This window comes from Sphingomonas sp. M1-B02 (assembly GCF_026167525.1).
Taxonomy (GTDB): domain Bacteria; phylum Pseudomonadota; class Alphaproteobacteria; order Sphingomonadales; family Sphingomonadaceae; genus Sphingomonas.
The window spans coordinates 1,995,801-2,018,541 of sequence record NZ_CP110679.1 but is presented as its reverse complement, the minus strand read 5'-3'; the positions used below and the strand labels follow the sequence as shown (position 1 = coordinate 2,018,541).

Genomic DNA, 22,741 nt, shown 5'->3' with positions numbered 1-22,741 from the left:
CTGGATTAGGATCGCTAATCGGTATCCATCGGGCAGGGGTCTTCGGATCGTCACACCCGCACATATCGGAAATACCACACTTCGCGTCCCTGCCGCCGCGCCTTGCGCTCGTAGCGCGTCTCGGGCCAGTCGGCCGGGCGTTCGAGGAAGTCGGCGGGGACCTTTGCCTGCCAGTCGAAGTCGCGGCGGCCGTTCATCACCATCATCGACCAGCGGCAATAGGTCGGGTCGTCGGTGCCCAGGCGGAATTCGCAGCCGGGCTTGAGCTTGGCGGCGATGACGTCGAGCGGGCCGGGATTGACCATGCGCCGCTTGGCATGTCGTGCCTTGCGCCAGGGATCGGGGTGGAGGAGGTAGAGGCGATCCAGGCTGGCGTCGGGCAGCCGCTCGAGCACGGTCAGCGCGTCGCCCATGTGGAGGCGGATATTGTCAAGGCCATCGTCGCGGACATGGTTGAGCGCGCCGACGACCCCGTTGAGGAAGGGCTCGCAGCCGATGAATCCGTGATCGGGGCGGGCCGCGGCCTGGCCCGCGAGATGCTCGCCCGCGCCGAAGCCGATTTCGAGCTCGAGCGGGCGATCGTCGCCGAACAGCGTCTGCGCGTCGAGCGGTCCGTCTTCGGGGATGCTGATCTGCGGCAGCAGCTCCTCGACGAGCGCGGACTGGCCGAGGCGCAATTTGTGGCCCTGGCGGCGACCGTAGAGGCGGCGGATCGTGGCGGGATCGGACATAAGCGGGGCGGGTAGCGCAGCCGGGCGGCGCTGTGAACCGCGTTCAGTCCTTCAGCGGCTGTTCGGCCTTTATCCCCTTGTCGCTGATCGACCAGAGCCGTTTGTCGCTGGTGCCGACCACGAGCTGTACGCGTGCCGCCAATGCGCTGAACACGTGGATCTCGGTCGGGATCGGATCGAGGACATGACTGACGAACATGATTCCGCGGCGTTGCGCCGCGGTCGGCCGCTGCATTTCCAGGCAGCTATTGGCGAAGCCGCGTATGGTCGGAGCGCTGGAATCGGGGCCGACTTCGATCCGGTAATGGCCGCCGAACGGGAAGCTTTCGAGCGCGCTTTGCGGGGTAAGCATATAGACCAGCGTCGGGGCGCCAGGGGCGGTGGGCGGCAGGACGACGCTGTTGACCCGGGCGCGGGTGCATAGCTTCGGGCCGGATGCGAGCCAGGCGGCCGTCGCCTTGTCGCGCGCCGCGATCAGCGCCCGCCGCTGCGGCGAGAGGGTGCGATCGTCACCGGGTCCGAACAGCTTGGCGCTGGCCAGCCGGCTGCCCCTGAACCGCGCACTGTAGACTGCGTGCGGCTCGGCCTTGTCCTGGTCGTAGAAGATCAGCTCGGGCGCCTCGGCGGGTCCGTCGACGATCCAGCCTCCGACCGTCTTTTCCGGCTGCTTGACCTTCTGCAGCATGTCGTCGGTGCCGTGCCAGGCGGCCTGGTCATAAGCGTAGAGCAGTTTGCCGCGCGCGAAGGCGAGATCCAGCATCGTTTGCTCGCCCGGGGCAAGCTGCGCGGCTGCGGGCGCCGATGCGAGAATGAGGGGCGCGAGCCAGCGGATCATTTCAGCGCATCCGGGTGGAGCTGGACGTCCCGCTTCTTGCCCCAGCTAGTGACCATGGAATCGTAGCGCCCCTGCTTGATGATATCGATGACCTGTTGCGGGGCGGGCAGGCGATCGACCGCCGGGAAATTGATATGCCGCGCCAGTTCGATCATCCCGATCGACCAGCTCGGCTTGCTGTCGCGCTTCATGTCCTTGGCCAGGATCGCGCTGGCCAGATTGGGCCCCACGCGAACGCCGCGGCCGGCATCGTTGATGGCGATCAGATAGCTGCTGGCGGAGGCGTCGGGGCGATACACCGCCCCTGCCTCGACCAAGGCGGGATCGCGGCACCAGCTTGCCGGCGCGGCCGGGCGTTTGACGGGGTCGTCCTTGGCGCCCTCGGCAGTCGCCATCAGCGCGGCCATCAGGGCCGATCCGCTATCCTGCTTCGCCGGGTTGGCCTTGCCTGCGAAGATGAGCGGGGTCGCGCAGGGCTCGATCGGCACGGCTGCGGGCGCGGCGCCGATCTTGTCCGGCCAGGTGAGGGCGGCGAGCACCGCTTGCACGCGCGGGGCAAGCTGTTCAGGCGCCAACGTGGCGGAGGAATAGCGCACCTTGACCAGCCACTCGCCCATCGGCAGCAACGCGACCCCGGTGCTGCGAAATCTGCCCTGGGTGGCGTAGGTCGTCGCGAGCCCGCTCGCGGTGGATTGGCCCGGCGGCACGAACGCCATCGCGCCGGGAAGCCGCGTAACGCTGCCATAGACATCGGCGCGCGTCTCGATCGCCACGCGCGCGCGATCGAACCATACAGGCACCGCGCCCAGGACGAAGCGATAGACATAGACGCTGATCGCCTCCTTGTTGTCGGGGCTGTCCCAAAGGGCGACGACATCGAGCTGGTCGGGCGCATTCTCGATCAGGCGGGTCATCCTGAAACCGAGCAATTCGCCGGGGAGGCGCAATTTGCTGTGCTGGTGCTCGAACGCCTTGCCGGTGATCGGCAGATTGCGCGGTTGGGCCTGCGCGATCGCCGGAATGGCGATCGTCAGCAACATGCCGGCTGCCAGTGCTGCGAATCCCCGATGCATGCGGCACTCCCCATCCGATGGCGGGAAGACTGACAGCGGGGAACGGCCACCGCAAGCGGCGAACCTTTGCGCCGCTCGCTGGTTATCCCCGGCATGAAACCTATAAAGGCTCCGCCCGGGGCGCAGCACGCCGGCACGATCGAGCGGACCGACGCGGCGCTGGCGACCGCCGCCGCGCGATATCGCAAGCATCCCGTGGTGCGCACGCTCGGCACGGTCGCCGAGATCGCCGACCAGCCGCCGCTGATCAGCCTCTGCGTCGGCACGATTGCCGCCGGAGCGTTGCTGCGCCGGCCGCGGCTCCTGCGCGCCGGGCTGCGCATGCTGGCGAGCGAGATGGTGGCGACCGGCGCGAAGGCGGTGGTCAAGCGCTACGTCAATCGGACGCGCCCGAACAAGGCGATCGAGGATGGCCGCTATGCGCTGCATGCCGACTTGAAGGGCAGCAAGGACGAGGGGCCCTGGAACAGCTTCCCCTCGGGGCATACTGCGGGGGCAGTTTCGGTTGGACGGGCGTTCGTGCGCGAATATCCGGGCGCGGCGCCGGCGGTGGGCCTGGCAGTCGCCTTCGTCGCGGCGATCCAGCCGTTCATCGGCGCGCATTATCCGAGCGACGTCGCAGCGGGCGCGGTGGTCGGGCTGGGGTCCGAAGCCCTGGTCGACGCAGTTGCCGGTGTGCGGCTTTGAGCCCCGAGGCGATCGCGGAGCTTGAGCGGGCGATGCACGAAGCGGCCGAACGTGACGATTTCGAGGCGGCGGCGGCGCTGCGCAATCGGCTGGCGGTGGTGCGGGCAGGCGGCGGCGATCCGGCTGCCGACGAAGGCGATTTCGCCGGGCTCAAGCGGCAGCAGCCTGGAGCGATGGGGATCGGCACGCAGCACCCCAAGCCGGCGCCGCCTGCGGGCTGGAAGAAGCCGGTCAAGCCGAGCCCGATGACCGCAAATACGGCGCGGCGCGGGAAGCGCTAGGCGATCGGCTCGAAGCGGATCGTGCGCCGATCGGTATCGACGGCCGACAGGCGGACCTGCAGGCTATCGCCGGGCGCCATGCCGTTCACGTCCACGCGCGCCGTGATCGGCAGGCTGCACAATTGGATGCGCGCGCCGCGATCGTCGAGATCGGTGACCGTGGCCGCGAAGGCAGTGCCAACCTTGCCGGTCAGCATCACCGCCTCCGCCAGATCGATCACCGCGCGCTCGATCTGCCCCGCGCGAGCGTCGGCGCGCGCCATTACCTTGGGCAGGCGCTCGAACGCCTGGGTCACGGGATCCGGCACTGCCCGCCCGTTGGCGACGGCCAGCGCGGCCTGGACGACATAGCGATCGGCGAGGCGGCGGAGCGGCGCGGTTGCCTGCGCATAGGTCGCGGCCATCGCCGAATGCCATGGAGTCACGCCGGCGCGATAGGGCGTGTAGGAGGCGCCGCGCCCCGCCCGGCGGATCGCGAGCATGAACGCCGCCTCGACCGGCACCGCCGCATCGAGCTTGCGTTCATATTGTTCGAGCGTTGCCGCCTCGGGCCAATCGAGCCCGAAGGCGCGGGCGGTGAAGCGGAGGCGGCGCACTGCCGCCGCGTCGGGCTCGGCCATCACGCGGAACAACCCGGTGGCATTCGCCTGCAGCGCCTGCGCCACGGCAAGATTGGTCGCGAGCGAGAGGGCGGCGTTGTGCGCCTCGGAGGCGAGCCTGGGGCGGAAGACGAGCGCGTATTGGCCCTCGCCGGTGGACGCGACTTCCTGTTCGGGCGGATCGACCCGCGCGGCGCCGCGCCGGTCTTCCGCCGCTTGCATGCGGCGCGCTAGCTCGGCGAAGTCGGGCGGAAGATCGCTTTCGCGCACGCCGTCATAAGCGAGCTTCGCGCGGCTGCGGACTATAGCGCGTTCGGCGCCGTCGAGGCTGGCGGCGCCGTCGGGCGCGACCCGGACAGCGAAGATGACCGCAGGGCGTGGTCCGTCGGGGAGCAGGCTCGCGGCGCCTTCGGCCAGTATCGGTGGGTGGAGCCCCGCCTTGCCATCGGGCAGATAGAGCGTCTCGCCCCGCCGCCAGGCCTCGGCGTCGATCGCGCCACCTTCGTCGACGAACCAGGCGACGTCGGCGATGGCGTAATGGAGGATCAGGTCGGCGCCCGATCGCTCGATCGCGAAGGCCTGGTCGAGATCGGTCGATGACGCGGGATCGAGCGTGACGAAGGGCAGGGCGGTCCGGTCGACATGGTCGGTCAGGGGGCGGCGTGCCGTCTCCGCGGCCTCGGCGAGGACGTCGGCGGGGAAGCTTTCGGGGACCTGATATTCGCGACGGATCGCGGATAGCCCGCGAGCCAGGGCCTGGGTGGGATCAGCTAGGGTGCGCATCGCCTTGTCCTAGGCCTGCGGCGGAAGCGCGACCACAGAAAAGGGCCGGGGATCGCTCCCCGGCCCTTTGCAAGTCGCTGTTCGCTGGATCAGGCCAGAGCGGCCTTGAGATCGTCGACCAAGTCGGTCTTCTCCCAGGGGAAATAGTCGCCCTCGGGCTTGCGGCCGAAATGGCCGTAGGCCGCGGTCTTCTGGTAGATCGGCTTGTTGAGCGCCAGGTGCGTGCGGATCGCGCGCGGGGTCAGGCCGCCGAGCTTCTCGATCGCCATGATGGCTTCTTCGATCTTGTCGTCGCCGACGCTGCCGGTGCCGTGGGTGTCGACATAGAGCGACAGCGGCTTGGAGACGCCGATCGCATAAGCGAGCTGGATCGTGCAGCGCTGGGCGAGGCCCGCGGCGACGATGTTCTTCGCCAGATAGCGGGTGATATACGCTGCCGAGCGATCGACCTTCGTCGGATCCTTGCCCGAGAATGCGCCGCCGCCGTGGGGGGCGGCACCACCATAAGTGTCGACGATGATCTTGCGCCCGGTCAGGCCGGCGTCGCCGTCGGGGCCGCCAATCTCGAAGCTGCCGGTCGGGTTGATGTGATATTCGGTCTCGCCCGAGAAAAGCTCGGCGGGGAGGACGCTCGCGACCACCTTCTTCACATAAGCGTGAAGCTCGGCTTCCTTGTCGCCCTCGTCATAGCCCTTGCCGTGCTGGGTCGAGACGACGATCGCGGTGCAGGCGACCGCCTTGCTGCCTTCGTAGCGCAGCGTCACCTGGCTCTTGGCGTCGGGCTCGAGGAAGGGGGCTGCGCCCGAATGGCGGTCGGCGGCCATCTGCTCGAGGATCTTGTGGCTGTAATAGAGCGTGGCGGGCATCAGATCGGGGGTATCGTCGGCGGCATAGCCGAACATGATGCCCTGATCGCCGGCGCCTTCATCCTTGTTGCCGCCGGCATCGACGCCCTGCGCGATGTGCGCCGACTGCGGATGCAGGTTGTTCTCGAAGCGCAAAGTCTCCCAGTGGAAGCCTTCCTGCTCATAGCCGATGCGCTTGACGGTGGCGCGGACGGTCTGCTCGACTTCGTCCTTCACGCCCGGCGCCCAATTGCCGGCCTCGTCCATGATCCCCTTGCCGCGGATCTCGCCGGCCAGGACCACGAGCTGGGTGGTGGTGAGCGTCTCGCAGGCGATGCGCGCCTCGGGATCCTTGCTCAGGAACAGATCGACGATCGCGTCGCTAATCTGGTCGGAGACCTTGTCGGGATGGCCTTCGGAGACCGACTCGGACGTGAAGAGATAATTGGAACGCATGATTTTCCTCTAGGCAGGTGGGAGGAAAGCAGGCCGTTGCCATGCCATATAAAGCTTTCCTTATATCGCCCTAGCTTGCGAGACGGCGAAAGGCAAATGCCAAGGCGAGCAGCGCGCCGGCGACCAGGAAGGCGAGCCAGTTGCCGAGCCGCGCGAAGAGCGTCGGCGGGAGCGGCTCGGGGAGGGGGAGTTCGATCGCCCCCGCCTGACCGAGCGGGATCGAAGCCAGCACGCGGCCCTGCGCGTCGATCACAGCGGAAATTCCGGTCGGCGTCGAGCGGAGGACGGGAAGCCCCTCCTCGATCGCGCGCAGCCGTGCCTGCGCCAGATGCTGCGGCGGGCCCCAGCGGCCGAACCAGGCGTCGTTCGAAGGGTTGAACAGGAATGCCGGGCGATTGGCGCGGTCGACGACCTGGCCGGAGAAGACGATCTCGTAGCAGACCTGGATGCCGGCATTGCCGAAGCCCTTGAGCGGCAGGCCGCGTGGGCCGGGGCCGGAGATGAAGTCGACGTCGCCCATCACCAGTCGGGCGAGGCCGAGCGGGGCGAGCAAGGTCCGCATCGGTAGGTATTCGCCGTAAGGGACGAGATGCGCCTTGTCGTAGCGGGGGCCGAGCGTGGCGCTGATGTCGAGCGGCCAGACCGAATTGCCGGCGCCGGCGAGTTCGCCCTTGGCGTCGAAGAACAAGGCCGTGCCGCTGATCAGCGCGACGTCCTGCGGTCCCAGCAGCGCGGCGATGCGCGCGCGGACCCAGCGCGGATCGCCGCGCGCGTAGAAGCGGGGATCGGGATAGCCGTCCTCGACATAATAGTTCACCAACCCCTCGGGCCAGACGATCAGCCGCGGCGTGGCGCCGGGCCGGCCGCTGAGCTCGAGCAGCTTGACCAGCACCTGCTCGGGATAATCGACATCGCCGACGGCTTCCTGCCCGATATTGGGCTGGACGACTCGGACCAGCGGCTGCGCGGGGGCGGGGGTAGGCGCGCTCAACGGACTGGTCAGCAGCCCGAGCGCAAGCAACAAAGGAGCGCCGATCAGGATCGGGCGATAGGTGCGCCGTGCCGCGAGCGTGAGCAGGCCCGCGGCGAAGACGGCCACGCCCGACAGCGCATAGGTGCCGATCCACGCGGCGATCCCGGTGATCGGGGTCGGCAGCCACAGCACCCCCAGCGGGTTCCACGGATAGCCGGTGAACAGCACCCCGCGCAGATATTCGGTGACGATCCAGGCGGCCGACGCGGTCAGAATGAAGGCCATGTCCGGCTGCGGCCGGCGGGCGAGCCGCCAGGCCAGCCCCATCGCGACGGCGGGGTAAATCGCCAGATACAGCGCCAGCAGCGCCACCGCGGCATAGCCGAGCGCGGGCGGCATCTTGTCCTGATAGTCGAAGGCGTGCTGGATCCAGTTGTTGCCGACGGTGAAATGGCCGACCCCGAAAACCCAGCCGCGCAGCAGCGCCGATTTCAGCGTCGGCGCCGCGTGCACCAACCAGAGCAGGATTGCGAAACATAGCAAGGCGACCGGCCACCATTCGAGCGGGGCGAAACCGGTGGCGGACAGCAGGCCCGTGGCGAGCGCAATGAGGAGGGGGCGGAAAGACATTGCGAGGCTCTACACAATCCTCCCCGGCACGGGGAGGGGGACCAGCGAAGCTGGTGGAGGGGGCGCGCCGCAGACCAACTGCTCGCGGAAAGCCCCCTCCACCACGCGACTTTGTCGCGCGGTCCCCCTCCCCGTGCCGGGGAGGATAGGCTAAAGCTCACCCATGACCCTGCGCCCCTTCCACCTCGCTTTTCCTGTCCACGATCTCGCCGCCGCGCGCGCTTTCTATGGCGGGGTGCTCGGCTGCCCGGAGGGGCGATCGTCGGACCAGTGGATCGACTTCGATTTCTTCGGACATCAGATCGTGGCGCATCTGGACCCTGCGGCCAAGCCGGTGGCGGTCGCCAACGAAGTAGACGGGCATCACGTGCCCGTCCCGCATTTCGGCGTGGTGCTGACGATGCCCGACTGGGAGGCGCTCGCCGCGCGGGTCGAGGCGGCGGGGGTTCGCTTCGGGATCGCGCCTCATGTCCGCTTCAAGGGCCAGGTCGGCGAACAGGCGACGATGTTCTTTCTCGACCCCAGTGGCAACGCTCTCGAGTTCAAGGCGTTTGGGGACGATGCATTACTGTTCGCACGCTGATGGCTGAGCCGATAACCGTCGATATCCCGCACAAGCTCGGCCGCGAAGCCGTGCGCGCGCGGCTGGCCGGGGGCGTCGGCAAGCTGGCCGACATGTTCCCCGGTGGGGGCCATGTCGAGCAGCGTTGGGAGGGCGATGTCCTCCACTTCACCGTCAGTGCGATGGGACAGACGATCGCGAGCCGCCTCGAGGTGTTCGAGGACCGGGTCCACGCCGTGGTCGATCTGCCGCCGATGCTGGCGCTGTTTGCGGCGAAGATCCGCGAGAAGCTGAAGACCAAGGCGACGACGCTGCTGAAATAATCAGCGCGCCTCGCTCACCCGCCAGATCACATTGCCGACATCGTCCGCGACCAGCAGTCCGCCGCGCGCATCGGTGATCACGCCCACCGGGCGACCGCGCGTCGTCTTGCCGTCGGGCGAGAGGAAACCGGCGAGCACATCGATCGGCTTGGCCTGGCGCTCGGGGAAGCCGTTGTCCGCGAAGGGGACGTAGACGACCTTGTAGCCCGATTTGGGCTCGCGGTTCCAGGATCCGTGCAGCCCGATGAAGGCGCCCTTGGCGAAGCGATCGCCCAGTTGCGCGTCGGCAGCGAAGGTCAGCCCGAGCGGGGCGACATGCGCGCCGAGCGCGAAATCGGGGCGCTTGCTATATTCGCGCAAATCGGGCCGCTGGGGGCTGACGCGCTTGTCGACATAGCCGCCCCAATAATTCCACGGCCAGCCATAGAAAGCGCCGAAATCGACCTGGGTCAGATAGTCGGGCGGCATGTCCGAGCCGAGCATGTCGCGCTCGTTGACCACGGTCCACAGCGCGCCGGTGACCGGCTCGAACGCCATCCCGTTCGGGTTGCGCAGGCCCCAGGCGAAGACCCGCGCCGATTTGTTGTCGGGATTGACCTGCAGGATCAGCGCCCGGCTCTTCACGCCCTGCGCGACCGAGCCGCCGTCATAAAGCGGGCCTTCGACATCGAGGCCGTTCTCGGCGATGTTCGAGGCCGAGCCGACGCTGACATAGAGGCTTTTGCCGTCGGGCGCGGCGACGACGTTGCGCGCCCAGTGATTGCCGCCGCCTGGCAAGTCGATGATCTTTTCGGGCGCGGCGCTGATCCTGGTCTGGCCCGGGGTGAAGGGATAGCGGACCAGCGCGTCGGTGTTGGCGATGTAGAGCCAGTTGCCGACGAGCGCCATTCCGGTGGGCGAATTCAGCCCGGTGAGCAGCGCCGAGCGCTGGTCGGCGACGCCGTCATTGTCGGTATCGCGCAGCAAGGTGATGCGGTTGGCCGAGGGCGCGGTCGCGCCGGCGCGGCTCAACAGCAGGCCCATGACCCAGCCGGTGATCCCGCCACCCTCGCGCGGCGGGGAATTGGTCTCGGCGACCAGCACGTCGCCATTGGGCAGGCGATAGAGCCAGCGCGGATGATCGAGCTTGTCCGCAAAGGGTGCGACCTGGAGCCCGGCGGCGGGGGTGGGCTTGGCGCCGCCTTCCCAGCCGATCGGCTTCGCAATCCCGATCGTCGGAAAACCCTCGTCGCGCGGCGGGGTAAGTTGCGGCGCGCGGCCGGTGACGGCCTGCTCGCTCAGCTGCGCCCGATCGGGCCGGGCGAACAGCCACCAGGCGGCTGCCGCAAGCGCGACCAGCAGGGCCAGGAGTATGAGGATCCGCTTCAGCATGGTGTCACTCTTCGGGCTCGGCCAGCTTTTCCGGCGGGTGGAGGCGCAGGCGGGTGACCTTGCGCGAATCGGCGGCGACGACTTCGAGCGTCCAGCCGCTGTCATGCTTCAGGCATTCGCCGACCTGGGGAACATGGCCGGCGAGCACGAAGGCAAGGCCACCCAGCGTATCGATATCCTCGTCGACTTCGCCCAGCCGGGGATCGACCGTCTCGGCGACGTCTTCGAGCTCGGCGCGGGCATCGGCATCCCAGCCGCCGCCTTCGATCGGAACGAGCATCGCCATCGGCGCATCGTCATGCTCGTCCTCGATCTCGCCGACGATCTCCTCGATCAGATCCTCGATCGTGATCAGCCCCTCGGTGCCCGAATATTCGTCGAGCACGATCGCCAGATGGGTGCGCGAACCGCGCATCTGGGCGAGCAGATCGAGCGCGCCCATCGATTGCGGGACATAGAGCGGCTGGCGCATCATCTCGGCGATGCTCGGCGGGTGCGGCGCATTCTTGGCGAGGATCGCGAAGACATCCTTGATATGGACCATGCCGATCACCGTATCGAGCGCATCGCGATAGACCGGCAGGCGGCTATGCCCCGCCTCGGCGAAGAGCTGGACGAGATCGTCGAAGCTGGTCTGTTCTTCCACCGCGATGATGTCCGCACGCGGAACGCCGACGTCGCCGGCATCGCGCTCGCCGAAATGCAGAAGATTCTTGAGCATCTGCCGCTCGATCGGGGCCAGGTCGCCCGCGGGGCCCTTGACGCCATCCTCCTCATGCTCGTCGATCGCCTCTTCCAGGCGGTCGCGCAGCGTCTCTTCCTGATCGTCGCCGAACAGCAAGGTGCGGATTCCCCGCCATATCCCGCCGTCCTGACTAGAGTCGCCGTTACCGGTGCTACTGGGGCCGTCGGCCATCTTGCGTATCAGTCCTCGCGAACAGGATAGGGGTCGTGCAGCCCGAGCGAGGCGAGCGCGGCGCGCTCCATCTCCTCCATCGCCTCGGCCTCGCCGTCCCCCATATGGTCATATCCTAACAGATGCAGCACGCCGTGGACAATCAGATGCGTGGCATGATCCTCGACGCTGATGCCGCGCTCTGCCGCCTCCGCGACGCAGACGCCGTGCGCCAGGACGATATCGCCCAGGATCACTTCGCCGTCGTCGCTATGCTGCGTAACGGTGTCGAGCAGATCCGGTTGCACCATCGGGAAGGACAGGACGTTGGTCGGCTTGTCCTTCTGGCGATATTGGCGATTGAGCGTCTGGACTTCGTCGTCCGAAGTCAGGCGGACGGCGATCTCGATCGCGGTGGGCGATGTCAGCCATTCGGCGAAGGGGGATTGCTCCAGCGCCGCGGTGGCGGCGCGGAGGGCTAGGGGCTCCCACTCGCCTTCCGGCCAGGGGGCTTCGGGCAGGGCGGCGACGTCAAGCACCGGACCAAGCCATGTCGGTCTGCTCGAAATCATTGCCCTTGTAGAGCAAGCGCGCGCCGTGCGCCTTGGCGCAGGCATAGGCAAAACAATCGCCCATATTGAGTCCTGCGGGATGGCGTTGCTTGCCGAAGGTTGCGTATGCCTGGATCGCAAGGCGGCTCTCGGTATCGCTCACCGGTACGATCCGAATAGCGAAGCTGGCGGAAAGTTCATCTACCTTGGCCTCGGCTTCGTTGATATCGAATTTACGCACGCGGGCAAGATTCACGACGGTTTCCCAGCGCGCGACGCCCGACCAGATTCGATCCACATCCCGATCAAGCTCGTCCGTGAACCAGTCTTTCTCGGGTTCATCGAGAAGCATGGCCACCATCGCTGACGCATCGACGAACAGCGTCACAGGTCGCCGGACAATTCATCGAAGAAAGCCTTGTCCGCCTTCAACCCGGTTGGCGGCGGCAGAGGATTATTCCGGTGAAACTCAGCGAGAATTTCCCGCGCGGAGCGTCGCACCGGAGCAGCTGCGGCCTGTGCTTCGTCAAGCTTGCCCTGGACGGCGACGCGTACCGCCTCGGTCTTGGTCGTACCCATCGTCTGCGCCAGTTCCTCGACGAGTGCCGCAGTACGGCTATCCTTGATGAACAATGATGCCATTTCTACCTCCTCGGGATATCCCGATATAGGCTAGGATATCCCGCCGTTCAACTCCCCGGCCCCTCATAGGCATTGACGATCCGCCCGACGATCGGGTGCCGCACCACGTCGCCGACGCCGAAGCGGACGATCGAGATGCCCTCCACGCCGTCGAGCCGGCCCACCGCATCGTTCAGCCCGGAGGTGGGCGGCCCGCCGGGCAGATCGGTCTGGTTCGGATCGCCGCAGATCACCATCCGGCTGTTCTGGCCGAAGCGGGTGAGGAACATCTTCATCTGCGCGGGCGTGGTGTTCTGCGCCTCGTCGAGGATCACGAAGGCGTCGGCCAGCGTGCGGCCGCGCATGAAGGCGATCGGCGCGATCTCGATCTCCCCGCTGGCGATGCGGCGCTCGACCTGCTCGGCGGGCAGGCAATCGTAGAGCGCGTCGTAGATCGGGCGGAGATAGGGATCGACCTTCTCCTTCATGTCGCCGGGCAGGAAGCCCAATCGCTCGCCGGCCTCGACCGCGGGGCGCGACAGGATCAGCCGCTGGACGCTGCCGGTGATCAGCTGGGCGACTGCCTGGGCGACCGCGAGATAGGTCTTGCCGGTGCCCGCCGGTCCGAGCGCGAAGATCATGTCGTTGGAGACCAGCTCGCGCATATAATGGACCTGCGCCGCCGAGCGCGGCACGATCGTCTTCTTGCGCGTCCGGATCATGATCGCGGGCGGAGCACCCCCGCCGCCCGGCAGATCGGCCTTGACGATGCCGGTGAACATCGGCTCGCTCGACATGGCGATCACCGCCTCGATCAGGCCGGTGTCGATCACCTCGCCGCGGATCACCCGGGCGTGGAGTTCCTGGAGCACTTCGCGGGCATGCGCCACGGCTTCCGCAGAACCCTCGATCTGCACGCGCTGGCCGCGTGCATGGATATAGACGCCCAGCCGCTCCTCCAATGCGAGCAGATTGCTGTCGAACTCGCCGAAGAGCTGCGGCAGGAGCTGGGGTTTGTCGAAATTGACTTCGGCGCGCGAACGCTCGCCGGACTGGGCTTGAACAGGCTTGCGGCTCATGCGGCTCCTGGGGGCTGGGGTCGGGCACAGTCGCCCGAGATGGGCTGCATTCGTAACGTTTGAAAAATGGGAGATGCGCGGCCCGGAGAGGCGAAACCGAGGCGGGTGCGTGGGGTTCCGTGGCGCATGTGCAGATGCGAGATTGGCAGAGCATTCCCTCCAAGGACAGCGAAATCGGCTGTCCCGGCGAGAAAGTGAACCGGCGGATACAGCTCAGGCGGCGGCGCGGATCCGCTCTATCCCGGCGAGCGAATTGGGGTCGGCGCGGACGATCTCCACTTCGACCATATCCCCGACTTGCGCGTCGGTGATCAGATGGACCGATTGCAGCCAGGGGGATTTGCCGAGCATCTGGCCGGGCAGCTTGCCGGTGCGTTCGATCAGCACGTCGCAACTGCGCCCCGCAGTCGCGGCGTTGAACGCGGCCTGATCGCGCGCGATCGCCGCCTGGAGTCGCTGGAGGCGTTCGTCCATGACCTCCGCCGGCACGAAGCCGTCGGTCATCTCGGCCGCCGGCGTGCCGGGGCGGGGGCTATATTTGAAGCTGTACGCCTGAGCGTAGCCGACCTGGGCGATCAGGGTCAGCGTGTCTTCGAAATCCGCTTCCGTTTCACCCGGAAAGCCGACGATGAAGTCGCCCGAAAGCGCGATGTCGGGGCGTGCGGCGCGGACCCGGTCGAGCAGGCGAAGATAGGAATCGCGGCTGTGGCTGCGGTTCATTGCCTTCAGGATGCGGTCGCTGCCCGACTGCACCGGCAAATGGAGATAGGGCATCAGCTTGCCGACCTCGGCATGCGCGCGGATCAGGCCCTCGCGCATGTCGTTGGGGTGGCTGGTGGTGTAGCGGATGCGGGCGAGGCCCTCGATCCCGTCGAGCGCGGCGATCAGCCCGTGGAGGCCGCGGCCCTCGGCATCGTCCCATGCATTGACGTTCTGGCCAAGCAAGGTGAGCTCGCGCGCGCCGGCGTCGACCAAGGCCTTCGCCTCGTCGACGATGGCGTCGAACGGGCGGCTGACTTCGGCGCCTCGCGTGTAGGGCACGACGCAATAGGTGCAGAATTTGTCGCAGCCTTCCTGGACCGTCAGGAAGGCCGAGGGGCTGACTTTTCGGCGCGACGGCAGCGCGCCGAACTTGCTGATCGCGGGCATATCGGTGTCGAGCGCCGATTCGCCGCGCACGGCCTTGCCGACCAGATCGGGCAAATTGTGATAGGATTGCGGGCCGACGACCACGTCGACCTTGGCCCGGCGGACGATCTCCGCGCCCTCGGCTTGTGCCACGCAGCCGGCCACCGCGATCATCGGGGTGCGGCCATGCTTCCTGAGACGCCCGATATCCGAATAGACCTTTTCGGTGGCCTTCTCGCGGATGTGACATGTGTTGAGCACGACGAGATCGGCGGCATTGGCGTCGTCGGTGGCGGTCAGGCCCTGCGCGGCCATCAGCTCGCCCATGCGCTCGCCGTCATAGACGTTCATCTGGCAGCCGAACGATTTGACGTGGAAGGTCTTTGGAGTGGGTTTCATTTGGTGGGGGCTATAGCCGGCTTGATCCTCCCCTGAAAGGGGAGGGGGACCACGCGTAGCGTGGTGGAGGGGGCGTGCCTCCACGGTTTCGCTCGCGGTTAGCCCCCTCCATTTGCCTTCGGCTGGTCCCCCTCCCCGTTCCGGGGAGGATTTTTATACCCGATCCCCTCTTCGGCGAAGGCGAAGGGGCGCAAGGGGTGGCCGAGCGTCGCGACCAGCGCCGCCTCGATCCGCCGCCGGCTTTCCGCGGCGATCGCCTTCCGCCCGGGGAAGTCGGACGGCAGGAAGGGTTCGAGATAATGGACCTTCAGCGCGAAGCTGCCGCGGCGGGAGAGGATTCGCCTGGCGTTATCCACGCCGCGTTCCTGGCCGATCCAGCCGATCTCCTCGCCCGCATCGCCATAATCGAGGAGCACCGGCTGGACCATCACCCCAGGCGGCGGCGGTTCGAGCACGCGGAGCATCGGCGTCTTGAAGGGCAGCAGCGACTTGCCGTCGGTGGTGGTGCCTTCGGGGAAGATCGTGATCGCCCAAGCATCCTCGAGCGCATCGCGCAGCTGGTTGATCTGGTCGGCCACGCCCAGCCGGTTCTCGCGCTTGACGTATACGGTCCGGTTGAGCCCGGCGAGCCAGCCCACCACCGGCGCGGTGCCGATCTCCGCCTTGGCGACGAACGCGGTGCCGCTGGCGCCGCCCAGCGCCAATATGTCGATCCAGCTGAGATGGTTGGAGACGTAGAAGACGTCGCGGCGCAGCGGCGTCCCGATCTTGGTCACCCGCGCACCGACGATCCGTGCGGCGGTGCCCAGGAAGTGGCGTGGCCAGGGGGAGGGGAGGCGGAACAGGCGCCACAGATAATGGAGCGGCACGAACAGCAGGACGGCGCCCACCAGCATCGCGACGCGGGACCAGAGCCGGAACTGCTCCGCCAAGTTCAGCGGCGCGGACACGCCGCCCGCCGCCTCAGCGCGCTTTCGTGCGGCCGCCGGGTCCAACGCGGATCAGACCTTCCGGTCGAGCGAAACGCCGTAAAGCTCCATGCGATGATCGACGAGGCGGAAGCCGAGCCGCTCCGCGATCTGTTTCTGGAGCAGCTCGAGTTCGGGATCGACGAACTCGATCACGCGGCCGGTTTCGACGTCGATCAGATGATCGTGATGCGCCTCGGGCGCCGGCTCGTAGCGCGCGCGGCCATCGCCGAAATCGTGCCGGTCTAGAATGCCTGCCTCTTCGAACAGCCGGACGGTGCGATAGACCGTGGCGATCGAGATGCCCGGATCGATTGCCGAGGCGCGTTCATACACTTTCTCGACATCGGGATGATCCTCTGCATCGGAAAGCACGCGCGCGATCACCTTGCGCTGTTCGGTGATGCGCAGTCCCTTTTCGTGGCAGAGCGCTTCGAGATCAATCTTGCGGGGCATGGCGCCGATGTAACCGCATTGCCCGTCAGGGGAAAGGGAGCAAACAGCAAAACGCCGGCCTGGGCGCTAGCCCGGCCGGCGTCTGCAAAACCGCAATATGCGGTGTCGGGCTCAGCCCTTGCGGCGCTTGGTGCCGAGGCCGATCTTCTTGGCGAGCGTGCGACGCTGCTCGGCATAGTTGGGCGCGACCATCGGATAGTCTGCGGGCAGGTTCCACTTGGCGCGATACTGCTCGGGGGTCATCTGATAATGAGTCATCAGGTGGCGCTTGAGCATCTTGAGCTTCTTGCCGTCTTCGAGGCAGACGATGAAGTCCGGCTTCACCGAAGAACGGATCGAGACCGCAGGCTCCTGCTTCACTTCCGGCTCGACAGCGGCCTCACCGAGTCCCGCGAGCGCGCCGTGCACGTTTGCGATGAGCTGCGGAAGATCCGAAACAGCAACGCTATTGTTGCTGACATGTGCAGCTACAATATCCGCGGTGAGCGAGATGAGCGTCTCTTCAACGTCTGACGAAATGTTCATGGTATCCCTTTCGACCCAATTTTCTATGGGCAACTATATATGGTGCCCTGGCGTGCGCTATCGTACCTTCGCCCAGCAAAGGCAAGGCAGTTAACTTTAATCTAAATAATATTTGCGGCGAGATCGCGCGCGTAGGTATGCGCATCGAAAGCCTGGCCCGACTTGCCTCTATAGTAATTTCGGCGCTCGCCGACCTTTATGAAGCCTTCGGTGCTGTATAACCGCACTGCATCGTTGTCCGCCCGGACTTCGAGGTGCAATCGAGAGACTCCGCGACCTTCCGCTTCGGCGATGACAGCGCGCAGCAATGCTCCGCCGACTCCGCGGCCGCGCGCCTTGGGGTGGGTGGCGATCAGCAGCAACTCGGCCTCTTCTCCGGTAGATCGCGCGAGAGCGAAGCCCGCATCGGTGCCGTCGAGGCTCGCGACGATCAGCCAGACGCCGGGGAGCGACAGCATCCCCAGGCATTGCGCGCTGGTCCATGCCTCGCCGTAGCGAGGGTCGAAGGCGTCGAGCATGATCTTGCTGATCTCGCTCAGATCCTGCGCGCCGCCCTCGCGGATTTCGGTCAGATGAAGCGCGGCGCTCATGCCAGCCCGCGCTCCGCCAGCGTCTTCGCATCGGGCGCTCGTCCATAGATCGGGCGGGGCGGCAGCGCAGCGAAGGCGGGGGGGAGAAGCGCCGCGTCGGCCGCATCGGGCAGCGTCTCGCAGAACGCCCCGCCGGGATCCACCGCCGCGAGGCGGTGGACGCCGCTGCCGATCGCCTGCCGGTTGCCGAGCTTCGCCAGCGCAGCCGCAGGGCCCAGCGATAGAAAAGGCCCGTCTTCCTTCAGCGGCGAGGAGGTGAACAGCTGCATGAAGACCTCACCGTGCCCCCCTTCGAGCACCACCGCAAGCGCGGCGCGGCCCGGATCGGCGGCGAAACCCGCTGCCGCGAGCAAGGCGAGCGACGAATAGCCCTGGACGCTGCTGCCCCAGCCGATCGCCAGTCCGCGCGCGGCCGCGAGCCCGACGCGCACGCCGGTGAAGCTGCCCGGTCCCACGTCGACGAGGATATGCTCCGCGCGACCCTGGCCGGGCAGGGCGCCGATCATCGGGATCAGCAGTTCGGCATGGCCGCGCTCGACCACGTCGTGCCGGTGCGCCACGACCTTGCCGTCCTGCAGCAGCGCCACCGAACAGGCCGCGGTCGCGGTCTCGATCACCAGCGTCGTCGTCACGGAAGGCAGAGTTCAGACAATGCGATTGAACCGTTCGAATTCGGGACGCGGCAGCCGATCGAAGACGGTGGCGGGATCGCCATAGCCGAGCGTCGAGATGAAGTTGGATTTCACATTCGGCTGGTCGGCGAAGAAAGCCGCATCGACCTTGGCATTGTCGAAGCCCGACATCGGCCCGGTGTCGAATCCCAGCGCGCGCGCAGCCAGGATGAAATAGCCGCCCTGCAGCGTCGAATTGCGGAAAGCGTGGGTGTAGCGCACTTCGTCGTCGGCGAACCAGTCCTTGGCGGTCGGCGCGTGCGGGAAGAGCCAGGGGAGATGCTCGTTGAAGGCCAGGTCCATCGCAACGATCACGGTGGCGGGCGCCTTGCGGATCTTCTCGCCATTGGTGCCGCTGGAAAGCGCGGCCAGCTTGTCCTTCTGCTCCTGGCTCAGAAGCCAGACGAAGCGCGCGGCCTGCTGGTTGGCCGAGGTCGGCCCCATCTTCACCAGATCGTAGATCCGGCGGATATCGGCCTCCGTGACCGGCTGGTCGGTATAGCCGTTATAGGTACGCGCAGTACGAAAGATCGTATCGAGCCCCGCCTCATCCAGGGGTTCGCCCATATATTCTATCCTTTTCAGCGATGCGCGTCAGACCGCGCGAACCTCGGTCACTTCGGGAACATAATATTTGAGCAGTTGCTCGATCCCGTTCTTGAGCGTCGCGCTCGACGAGGGACAGCCGGCGCAGGCGCCCTGCATCTGGAGATAGACCTTGCCGGCATCGAAGCCGCGATAGACGATATCGCCGCCATCATTGGCGACCGCGGGGCGGATGCGGGTCTCGATCAGCTCGCGGATCTGCGCGACGATATCGGCATCCTCGGGATTGTCGCCATAATCGCCGGCTTCCGGGGGCACGGCGATGCCCGCCGCCGATCCGGGGCGGAACAGCGGCATGTTCGCCGAGAAATGATCGAGCAGGATGCCGAGCACGTCGGGCTTGAGCATCGGCCATTCGACGCCGGGGGCGGCGGTGACCGAGATGAAGTCGCGGCCGAAGAACACGCCGGTCACGTCGCCCAGCCCGAACAACGCATCGGCGAGCGGGGACGCCTCGGCCTCCTCGGGTGTCGCGAAGTCGCGCGTGCCCATGTCCATCACGGCGCGGCCGGGGAGGAATTTGAGCGTCGCCGGGTTGGGCGTCGGTTCGGTCTCGATCAGCATGGGTGGCATGTGGCGCTTAGCGGCGCGCGGATCAAGCATCGCTGCGCGGAGACGACGTTGGGCGGCGTTGGAGGATCCTGCCGCTTTCCACCGTCATCCCCGCGCAGGCGGGGATCCAGAGCCACGATGGAAGCGATCGGCGCACAACAGCATCTCCGGCAAACGCGCGCTCGATCGATGGCATGTCGTGAACTACCCTGGCTCCGCCTGCGCCGGGATCACGAAGGCTCGGGGAGGTGAGTCGCCTCAGCCCTGCGCCGCGTCATCCTGGTTGGTCGCGTCGGTCACATTCTGGTCGTGGCCGCTCTTGTCGCTGAAGAAAGCGGCGGCGAACAGCCCGCAGCCGAGCAGGGTCGAGATGAATACGCCGCCGACCGTCGCCAGGATCATCGACAGGTAAAGCGGCCCGAACAGCGACAGATACCATAAGGCGCCGGCAACCATCAGCACGCCGCACAAGGCGATCACGATCAGCATGCGCCGGAAATCGGACCATGCCTTTTCACGTACGCTGTTCATTATCGATTCCCTGGAACGGGGCGACAGATGCCCGCCCCCATCTCGGTCCTCCGGTAGCCCGGTTCAACTGGACAGATTGTCCCGCGTACATCTGCCGTACATCTGCGCGAAAGGTGAAAGCTGGCATGCGCGGCCGTTCACGACTAGATCGGAACCCATGCTTCGTTTCCTGCGGCTGCCGCTCCTCGCTTCCTTTGCCCTTGCAACCCTTGCCCCGACGGTCTCCGCCCAGGCGCAGACCGCGCCGCGCCCGGTCCAGACCGCGGACGATCCGTGGCTCTACAAGGGCAGCGACCTCGTCCATGACGATGAGTGGAAGTTCGGACGGCTGCCCAACGGCGTGCGCTATGCGGTGCGCAAGAATGGCGTGCCGCCGGGCCAGGTCTCGGTTCGGGTACGGATCGATGCGGGCTCGCTCCACGAGCAGGATAGCGAGCGCGGCTTTGCGCATCTTCTCGAGCATCTTTCATTCCGCGGTTCGGTGCATGTACCCGACGGCGAATCGAAGCGCGTCTGGCAGCGGCTGGGGGTGACCTTCGGGTCGGACAGCAATGCCAGCACCACCTTCACCCAGACCGTCTACAAGCTCGATCTGCCGATGGCTTCGCCCGCGGGGCTCGAGGAAAGCTTCAAGATCCTTTCGGGGATGATGACCGGTCCCGCGATCACCAAGGCGGCGCTCGACGCCGAACGCCCGGTCGTGCTCGCCGAGCAGCGCGAGCAGCCGGGGCCGCAGGTCAAGATGCAGGATGCGATGCTCGACCTGATCTTCGCCGGCCAGCCGGTGGCGAATCGCGAGCCGATCGGCACCACCGCGACGCTGAACGGCGCGACTGCCGAGAGCGTGAAGGCGTTCCACGATCGCTGGTATCGCCCCGAGCGCGCCGTCGTCGTGGTCATCGGCGATGCCGATCCGGCGATGCTGGAGGCGCTGGTCCAGAAGCATTTCGCCGACTGGAAGGGCAACGGCGCGGCGCCGAAGGACCCCGATTTCGGCAAGCCCGCCGCAAACCATGCGGTCGCCGCGAGCATCACCGAGCCTGCCCTCCAGCAGGTGGCGATGATGTCGATCGTGCGCCCCTGGACGGTATTTTCTGACACGGTGATCTTCAACCAGAAGCGCATGGTCGATCTGGTCGCCATCCGGATCATCAACCGGCGGCTGGAGACGCGCGCGCGCGCCGGCGGCAGCTTCATCGCGGCAGGCGCCGACCTGAGCGATATTGCCCGCTCGGCCAACGTCACCACCGTCCAGGTGCTGCCGACGGGCGACTGGGCCACCGCGCTGCGCGACGTGCGCGGGGTGATCGCCGACGCGCAGGCGACTCCGCCCACCCAGGCCGAGATCGACCGCGAACTGGCGGAGATTGAATCGTCGATGAAGCAGCGCGTCGCGACTGCCCCGGTGGAAGCCGGCATGAAGATCGCCGACGATCTGGTCGAGGCGGTCGACATCAACGAGACGGTGACGACGCCCGAGGCGAGCTACGATATCTTCAAGGGCGCGGTGAGCGCGAAGATGTTCACGCCCGATACCGTCCAGGCGGCATCGAAGCGCGTGTTCGAGGGCGTGGCGGTGCGGGCGCTGGTCAACAGCCACACGTCCGATCCGCAATTGCTCGCCAAGGTGACCGCGGCGCTGACCGCCGACGTGTCCGGCAGCGGCGCCAAGCGCAACGTGCTGGGCGACGTCAGCTTCGATCAGCTGCCAAGGATCGGCGCGCCGGGCGTTGTGGCGAGCCGCACGCCGATCCTGCCCGAGCTCGAGGTGGAGAAGGTCGTCTACGCCAACGGCGTGACGCTGCTGATGCGCAAGGACGCGTCCGAAGTCGGCAAGGTCTATGTCAACGTCCGCTTCGGCGGCGGGCTCAACGCGATTCCGTCGCGCGATACGCCGGCCTGGGCCGGGCCGATGGCGCTCGTCTCGGGCGGCATCGGCAAGCTGGGCCAGGAAGAGCTCGACGCGCTGATCGGCCGGCGGCAGATCGGCTTCGGCTTCGATGTCGACGACGATGCCTTCCGCTTTACCGGCCAGACCAACAAGGACGACCTCGCCGACCAGCTCAAGCTGTTCGCGGCCAAGCTGGCGGCGCCGGCCTGGGATCCGAACCCGGTGATCCGCGCCAAGGCAGGCGTGCTTTCGGGCTATGCGGGCCTCTCCGCCTCGCCGGACGCCGTGCTCGGCCGCGATCTCGAGCGGCTGCTCCATTCGGGCGATCCGCGCTGGGGCATTCCGTCGCGCGCGGTGATCGAGGGGACCACCCCCGCCTCGTTCCGCAAATTCTGGGAGCCCTTGCTCGCCAGCGGCCCCATCGAAGTGATGGTCTTCGGCGACATGGACAGCGAAGCCACCGTCAAGGCGGTGGGCGACACCTTCGGCGCGCTCAAGCCGCGCGCCGCGAGCAAGACGCCGGCAGCCGCGGTCAGCTTCCCCGCGCACAACGCCAAGCCCGTGGTCCGCACGCATACCGGCAAGCCCGATCAGGCCGCGGCAGTCATCGCCTGGCCGACCGGCGGCGGCAGCGCCGGCATCACCGAGAGCCGCAAGCTCGACGTGCTGGCGGCGGTGTTCCGCGATCGTCTGATCGATCAGCTGCGCAGCCAGGCGGGGATCAGCTATTCGCCCAACCTCGCCAGCGATTGGCCGCTGGGTATGGCGAGCGGCGGCAAGCTGATCGCGCTCGGCATGGTGCCGCCCGACAAGACCGACTTCTTCTTCACGCTGGCCCGCGGCATCGCCGCAGACATGATCGCCAAGCCGATCGACGCCGACGAGCTCAACCGCGCGCTGACGCCGATCAAGCAGCAGCTCATCCGCCAGTCGAGCGGCAACATGTTCTGGATGCGCCAGGTGGAAGGCGGCAGCGGAGACCCGGCGCGGATCGCCGCGGTGGAAACGCTGCCCCGCGACGTGGCCTTGACGACTCCCTTGGAGATACAGGCGCTGGCGGCGAAATATCTGCGGCCGGATAGGGACTGGACGATGGTGGTGGTGCCGGAGAAGAAATGATCTTCCAAGC

The 22,741-nt window shown here is 66.9% G+C and carries 26 protein-coding genes; 5 read left to right on the top strand and 21 right to left on the bottom strand.

Going from position 1 to position 22,741, the window contains the following annotated elements:
* Positions 1-50: 50 nt before the first annotated feature.
* The 3 genes from trmB to OKW87_RS09655 are packed head-to-tail and all read right to left on the bottom strand — an operon-like array spanning position 51 to position 2,639.
* Positions 51-731: a tRNA (guanosine(46)-N7)-methyltransferase TrmB gene (trmB, locus tag OKW87_RS09665; protein ID WP_265539007.1), complete on the bottom strand. Its 681-nt coding sequence runs from the start codon at positions 729-731 to the stop codon at positions 51-53.
* A 43-nt stretch (positions 732-774) separates the two neighbouring features.
* Positions 775-1,566, bottom strand: coding sequence for a hypothetical protein (locus OKW87_RS09660; protein WP_265539004.1), 792 nt, complete (start codon positions 1,564-1,566; stop codon positions 775-777).
* The gene (locus OKW87_RS09655; protein WP_265539002.1) at positions 1,563-2,639 is read right to left on the bottom strand and encodes a hypothetical protein; all 1,077 of its coding nucleotides are present in this window, start codon (positions 2,637-2,639) and stop codon (positions 1,563-1,565) included. The genes OKW87_RS09660 and OKW87_RS09655 overlap by 4 nt, the downstream gene beginning before the upstream one ends.
* Positions 2,640-2,732: 93 nt before the next feature.
* Here OKW87_RS09655 and OKW87_RS09650 point away from each other — a divergent pair, with 93 nt between their 5' ends.
* Positions 2,733-3,326 (top strand): phosphatase PAP2 family protein, encoded by a 594-nt coding sequence (locus OKW87_RS09650; protein ID WP_265539001.1) that lies wholly within the window; start codon positions 2,733-2,735, stop codon positions 3,324-3,326.
* Positions 3,323-3,607, top strand: coding sequence for a UvrB/UvrC motif-containing protein (locus tag OKW87_RS09645; protein ID WP_265538999.1), 285 nt, complete (start codon positions 3,323-3,325; stop codon positions 3,605-3,607). Before OKW87_RS09650 ends, OKW87_RS09645 begins: the two co-directional genes overlap by 4 nt.
* On the opposite strand, the gene OKW87_RS09640 is transcribed toward OKW87_RS09645, so the two are convergent.
* The 3 genes from OKW87_RS09640 to lnt form a co-directional block, all read right to left on the bottom strand.
* Entirely contained in the window at positions 3,604-4,989 is a 1,386-nt protein-coding gene (locus tag OKW87_RS09640) for an RNB domain-containing ribonuclease (RefSeq protein ID WP_265538997.1), read from the bottom strand. The two genes, OKW87_RS09645 and OKW87_RS09640, sit on opposite strands and share 4 nt — an antisense overlap.
* Before the next feature lie 89 nt (positions 4,990-5,078).
* Complete coding sequence (gene metK, locus OKW87_RS09635) at positions 5,079-6,290, bottom strand: methionine adenosyltransferase (RefSeq protein WP_265538996.1); 1,212 nt, start codon at positions 6,288-6,290, stop codon at positions 5,079-5,081.
* Positions 6,291-6,360: 70 nt separating this feature from the next.
* On the bottom strand, positions 6,361-7,893 hold the full coding sequence (gene lnt, locus OKW87_RS09630) for an apolipoprotein N-acyltransferase (RefSeq protein ID WP_265538994.1): 1,533 nt from the start codon (positions 7,891-7,893) through the stop codon (positions 6,361-6,363).
* Between the two features lie 163 nt (positions 7,894-8,056).
* On the opposite strand from lnt, the gene OKW87_RS09625 reads away from it, so the two are divergent.
* Positions 8,057-8,476 (top strand): VOC family protein, encoded by a 420-nt coding sequence (locus OKW87_RS09625; RefSeq protein WP_265538992.1) that lies wholly within the window; start codon positions 8,057-8,059, stop codon positions 8,474-8,476.
* Entirely contained in the window at positions 8,476-8,778 is a 303-nt protein-coding gene (locus tag OKW87_RS09620; RefSeq protein ID WP_265538990.1) for a polyhydroxyalkanoic acid system family protein, read from the top strand. Before OKW87_RS09625 ends, OKW87_RS09620 begins: the two co-directional genes overlap by 1 nt.
* On the opposite strand, the gene OKW87_RS09615 is transcribed toward OKW87_RS09620, so the two are convergent.
* The 15 genes from OKW87_RS09615 to OKW87_RS09545 form a co-directional block, all read right to left on the bottom strand.
* A complete protein-coding gene (locus OKW87_RS09615; protein WP_265538988.1) occupies positions 8,779-10,149 on the bottom strand; it encodes a PQQ-dependent sugar dehydrogenase in 1,371 nt (456 codons plus the stop codon).
* Between the two features lie 4 nt (positions 10,150-10,153).
* Complete coding sequence (locus OKW87_RS09610; RefSeq protein ID WP_265538986.1) at positions 10,154-11,065, bottom strand: hemolysin family protein; 912 nt, start codon at positions 11,063-11,065, stop codon at positions 10,154-10,156.
* 8 nt (positions 11,066-11,073) lie between these two features.
* Positions 11,074-11,583: an rRNA maturation RNase YbeY gene (gene ybeY, locus OKW87_RS09605; RefSeq protein WP_265538984.1), complete on the bottom strand. Its 510-nt coding sequence runs from the start codon at positions 11,581-11,583 to the stop codon at positions 11,074-11,076.
* Positions 11,576-11,983, bottom strand: coding sequence for a type II toxin-antitoxin system VapC family toxin (locus tag OKW87_RS09600; protein WP_265538982.1), 408 nt, complete (start codon positions 11,981-11,983; stop codon positions 11,576-11,578). The genes ybeY and OKW87_RS09600 overlap by 8 nt, the downstream gene beginning before the upstream one ends.
* On the bottom strand, positions 11,980-12,237 hold the full coding sequence (locus tag OKW87_RS09595; protein WP_265538980.1) for a type II toxin-antitoxin system VapB family antitoxin: 258 nt from the start codon (positions 12,235-12,237) through the stop codon (positions 11,980-11,982). The genes OKW87_RS09600 and OKW87_RS09595 overlap by 4 nt, the downstream gene beginning before the upstream one ends.
* A 47-nt stretch (positions 12,238-12,284) precedes the next feature.
* Entirely contained in the window at positions 12,285-13,295 is a 1,011-nt protein-coding gene (locus tag OKW87_RS09590) for a PhoH family protein (RefSeq protein WP_265538978.1), read from the bottom strand.
* Between the two features lie 213 nt (positions 13,296-13,508).
* A complete protein-coding gene (gene miaB, locus OKW87_RS09585; RefSeq protein WP_265538976.1) occupies positions 13,509-14,822 on the bottom strand; it encodes a tRNA (N6-isopentenyl adenosine(37)-C2)-methylthiotransferase MiaB in 1,314 nt (437 codons plus the stop codon).
* Between the two features lie 98 nt (positions 14,823-14,920).
* Complete coding sequence (locus OKW87_RS09580; protein WP_443025045.1) at positions 14,921-15,772, bottom strand: lysophospholipid acyltransferase family protein; 852 nt, start codon at positions 15,770-15,772, stop codon at positions 14,921-14,923.
* A gap of 51 nt (positions 15,773-15,823) precedes the next feature.
* Positions 15,824-16,246: a Fur family transcriptional regulator gene (locus tag OKW87_RS09575; RefSeq protein ID WP_265538974.1), complete on the bottom strand. Its 423-nt coding sequence runs from the start codon at positions 16,244-16,246 to the stop codon at positions 15,824-15,826.
* Positions 16,247-16,357: 111 nt separating this feature from the next.
* Positions 16,358-16,771: a MucR family transcriptional regulator gene (locus OKW87_RS09570; RefSeq protein ID WP_265538972.1), complete on the bottom strand. Its 414-nt coding sequence runs from the start codon at positions 16,769-16,771 to the stop codon at positions 16,358-16,360.
* Positions 16,772-16,872: 101 nt separating this feature from the next.
* Positions 16,873-17,361 (bottom strand): GNAT family N-acetyltransferase, encoded by a 489-nt coding sequence (locus OKW87_RS09565; RefSeq protein ID WP_265538971.1) that lies wholly within the window; start codon positions 17,359-17,361, stop codon positions 16,873-16,875.
* The gene (tsaB, locus tag OKW87_RS09560; RefSeq protein ID WP_265538969.1) at positions 17,358-17,993 is read right to left on the bottom strand and encodes a tRNA (adenosine(37)-N6)-threonylcarbamoyltransferase complex dimerization subunit type 1 TsaB; all 636 of its coding nucleotides are present in this window, start codon (positions 17,991-17,993) and stop codon (positions 17,358-17,360) included. Before tsaB ends, OKW87_RS09565 begins: the two co-directional genes overlap by 4 nt.
* Positions 17,994-18,005: 12 nt before the next feature.
* Positions 18,006-18,599 (bottom strand): malonic semialdehyde reductase, encoded by a 594-nt coding sequence (locus tag OKW87_RS09555; RefSeq protein ID WP_265538967.1) that lies wholly within the window; start codon positions 18,597-18,599, stop codon positions 18,006-18,008.
* Positions 18,600-18,626: 27 nt separating this feature from the next.
* Entirely contained in the window at positions 18,627-19,202 is a 576-nt protein-coding gene (locus OKW87_RS09550) for a NifU family protein (RefSeq protein WP_265538964.1), read from the bottom strand.
* Positions 19,203-19,448: 246 nt separating this feature from the next.
* On the bottom strand, positions 19,449-19,721 hold the full coding sequence (locus OKW87_RS09545) for a hypothetical protein (protein ID WP_265538963.1): 273 nt from the start codon (positions 19,719-19,721) through the stop codon (positions 19,449-19,451).
* Positions 19,722-19,878: 157 nt separating this feature from the next.
* Between OKW87_RS09545 and OKW87_RS09540 the strand changes: the two genes are divergently transcribed.
* Complete coding sequence (locus OKW87_RS09540; protein WP_265538961.1) at positions 19,879-22,731, top strand: M16 family metallopeptidase; 2,853 nt, start codon at positions 19,879-19,881, stop codon at positions 22,729-22,731.
* The last annotated feature ends 10 nt before the right edge of the window (positions 22,732-22,741 follow it).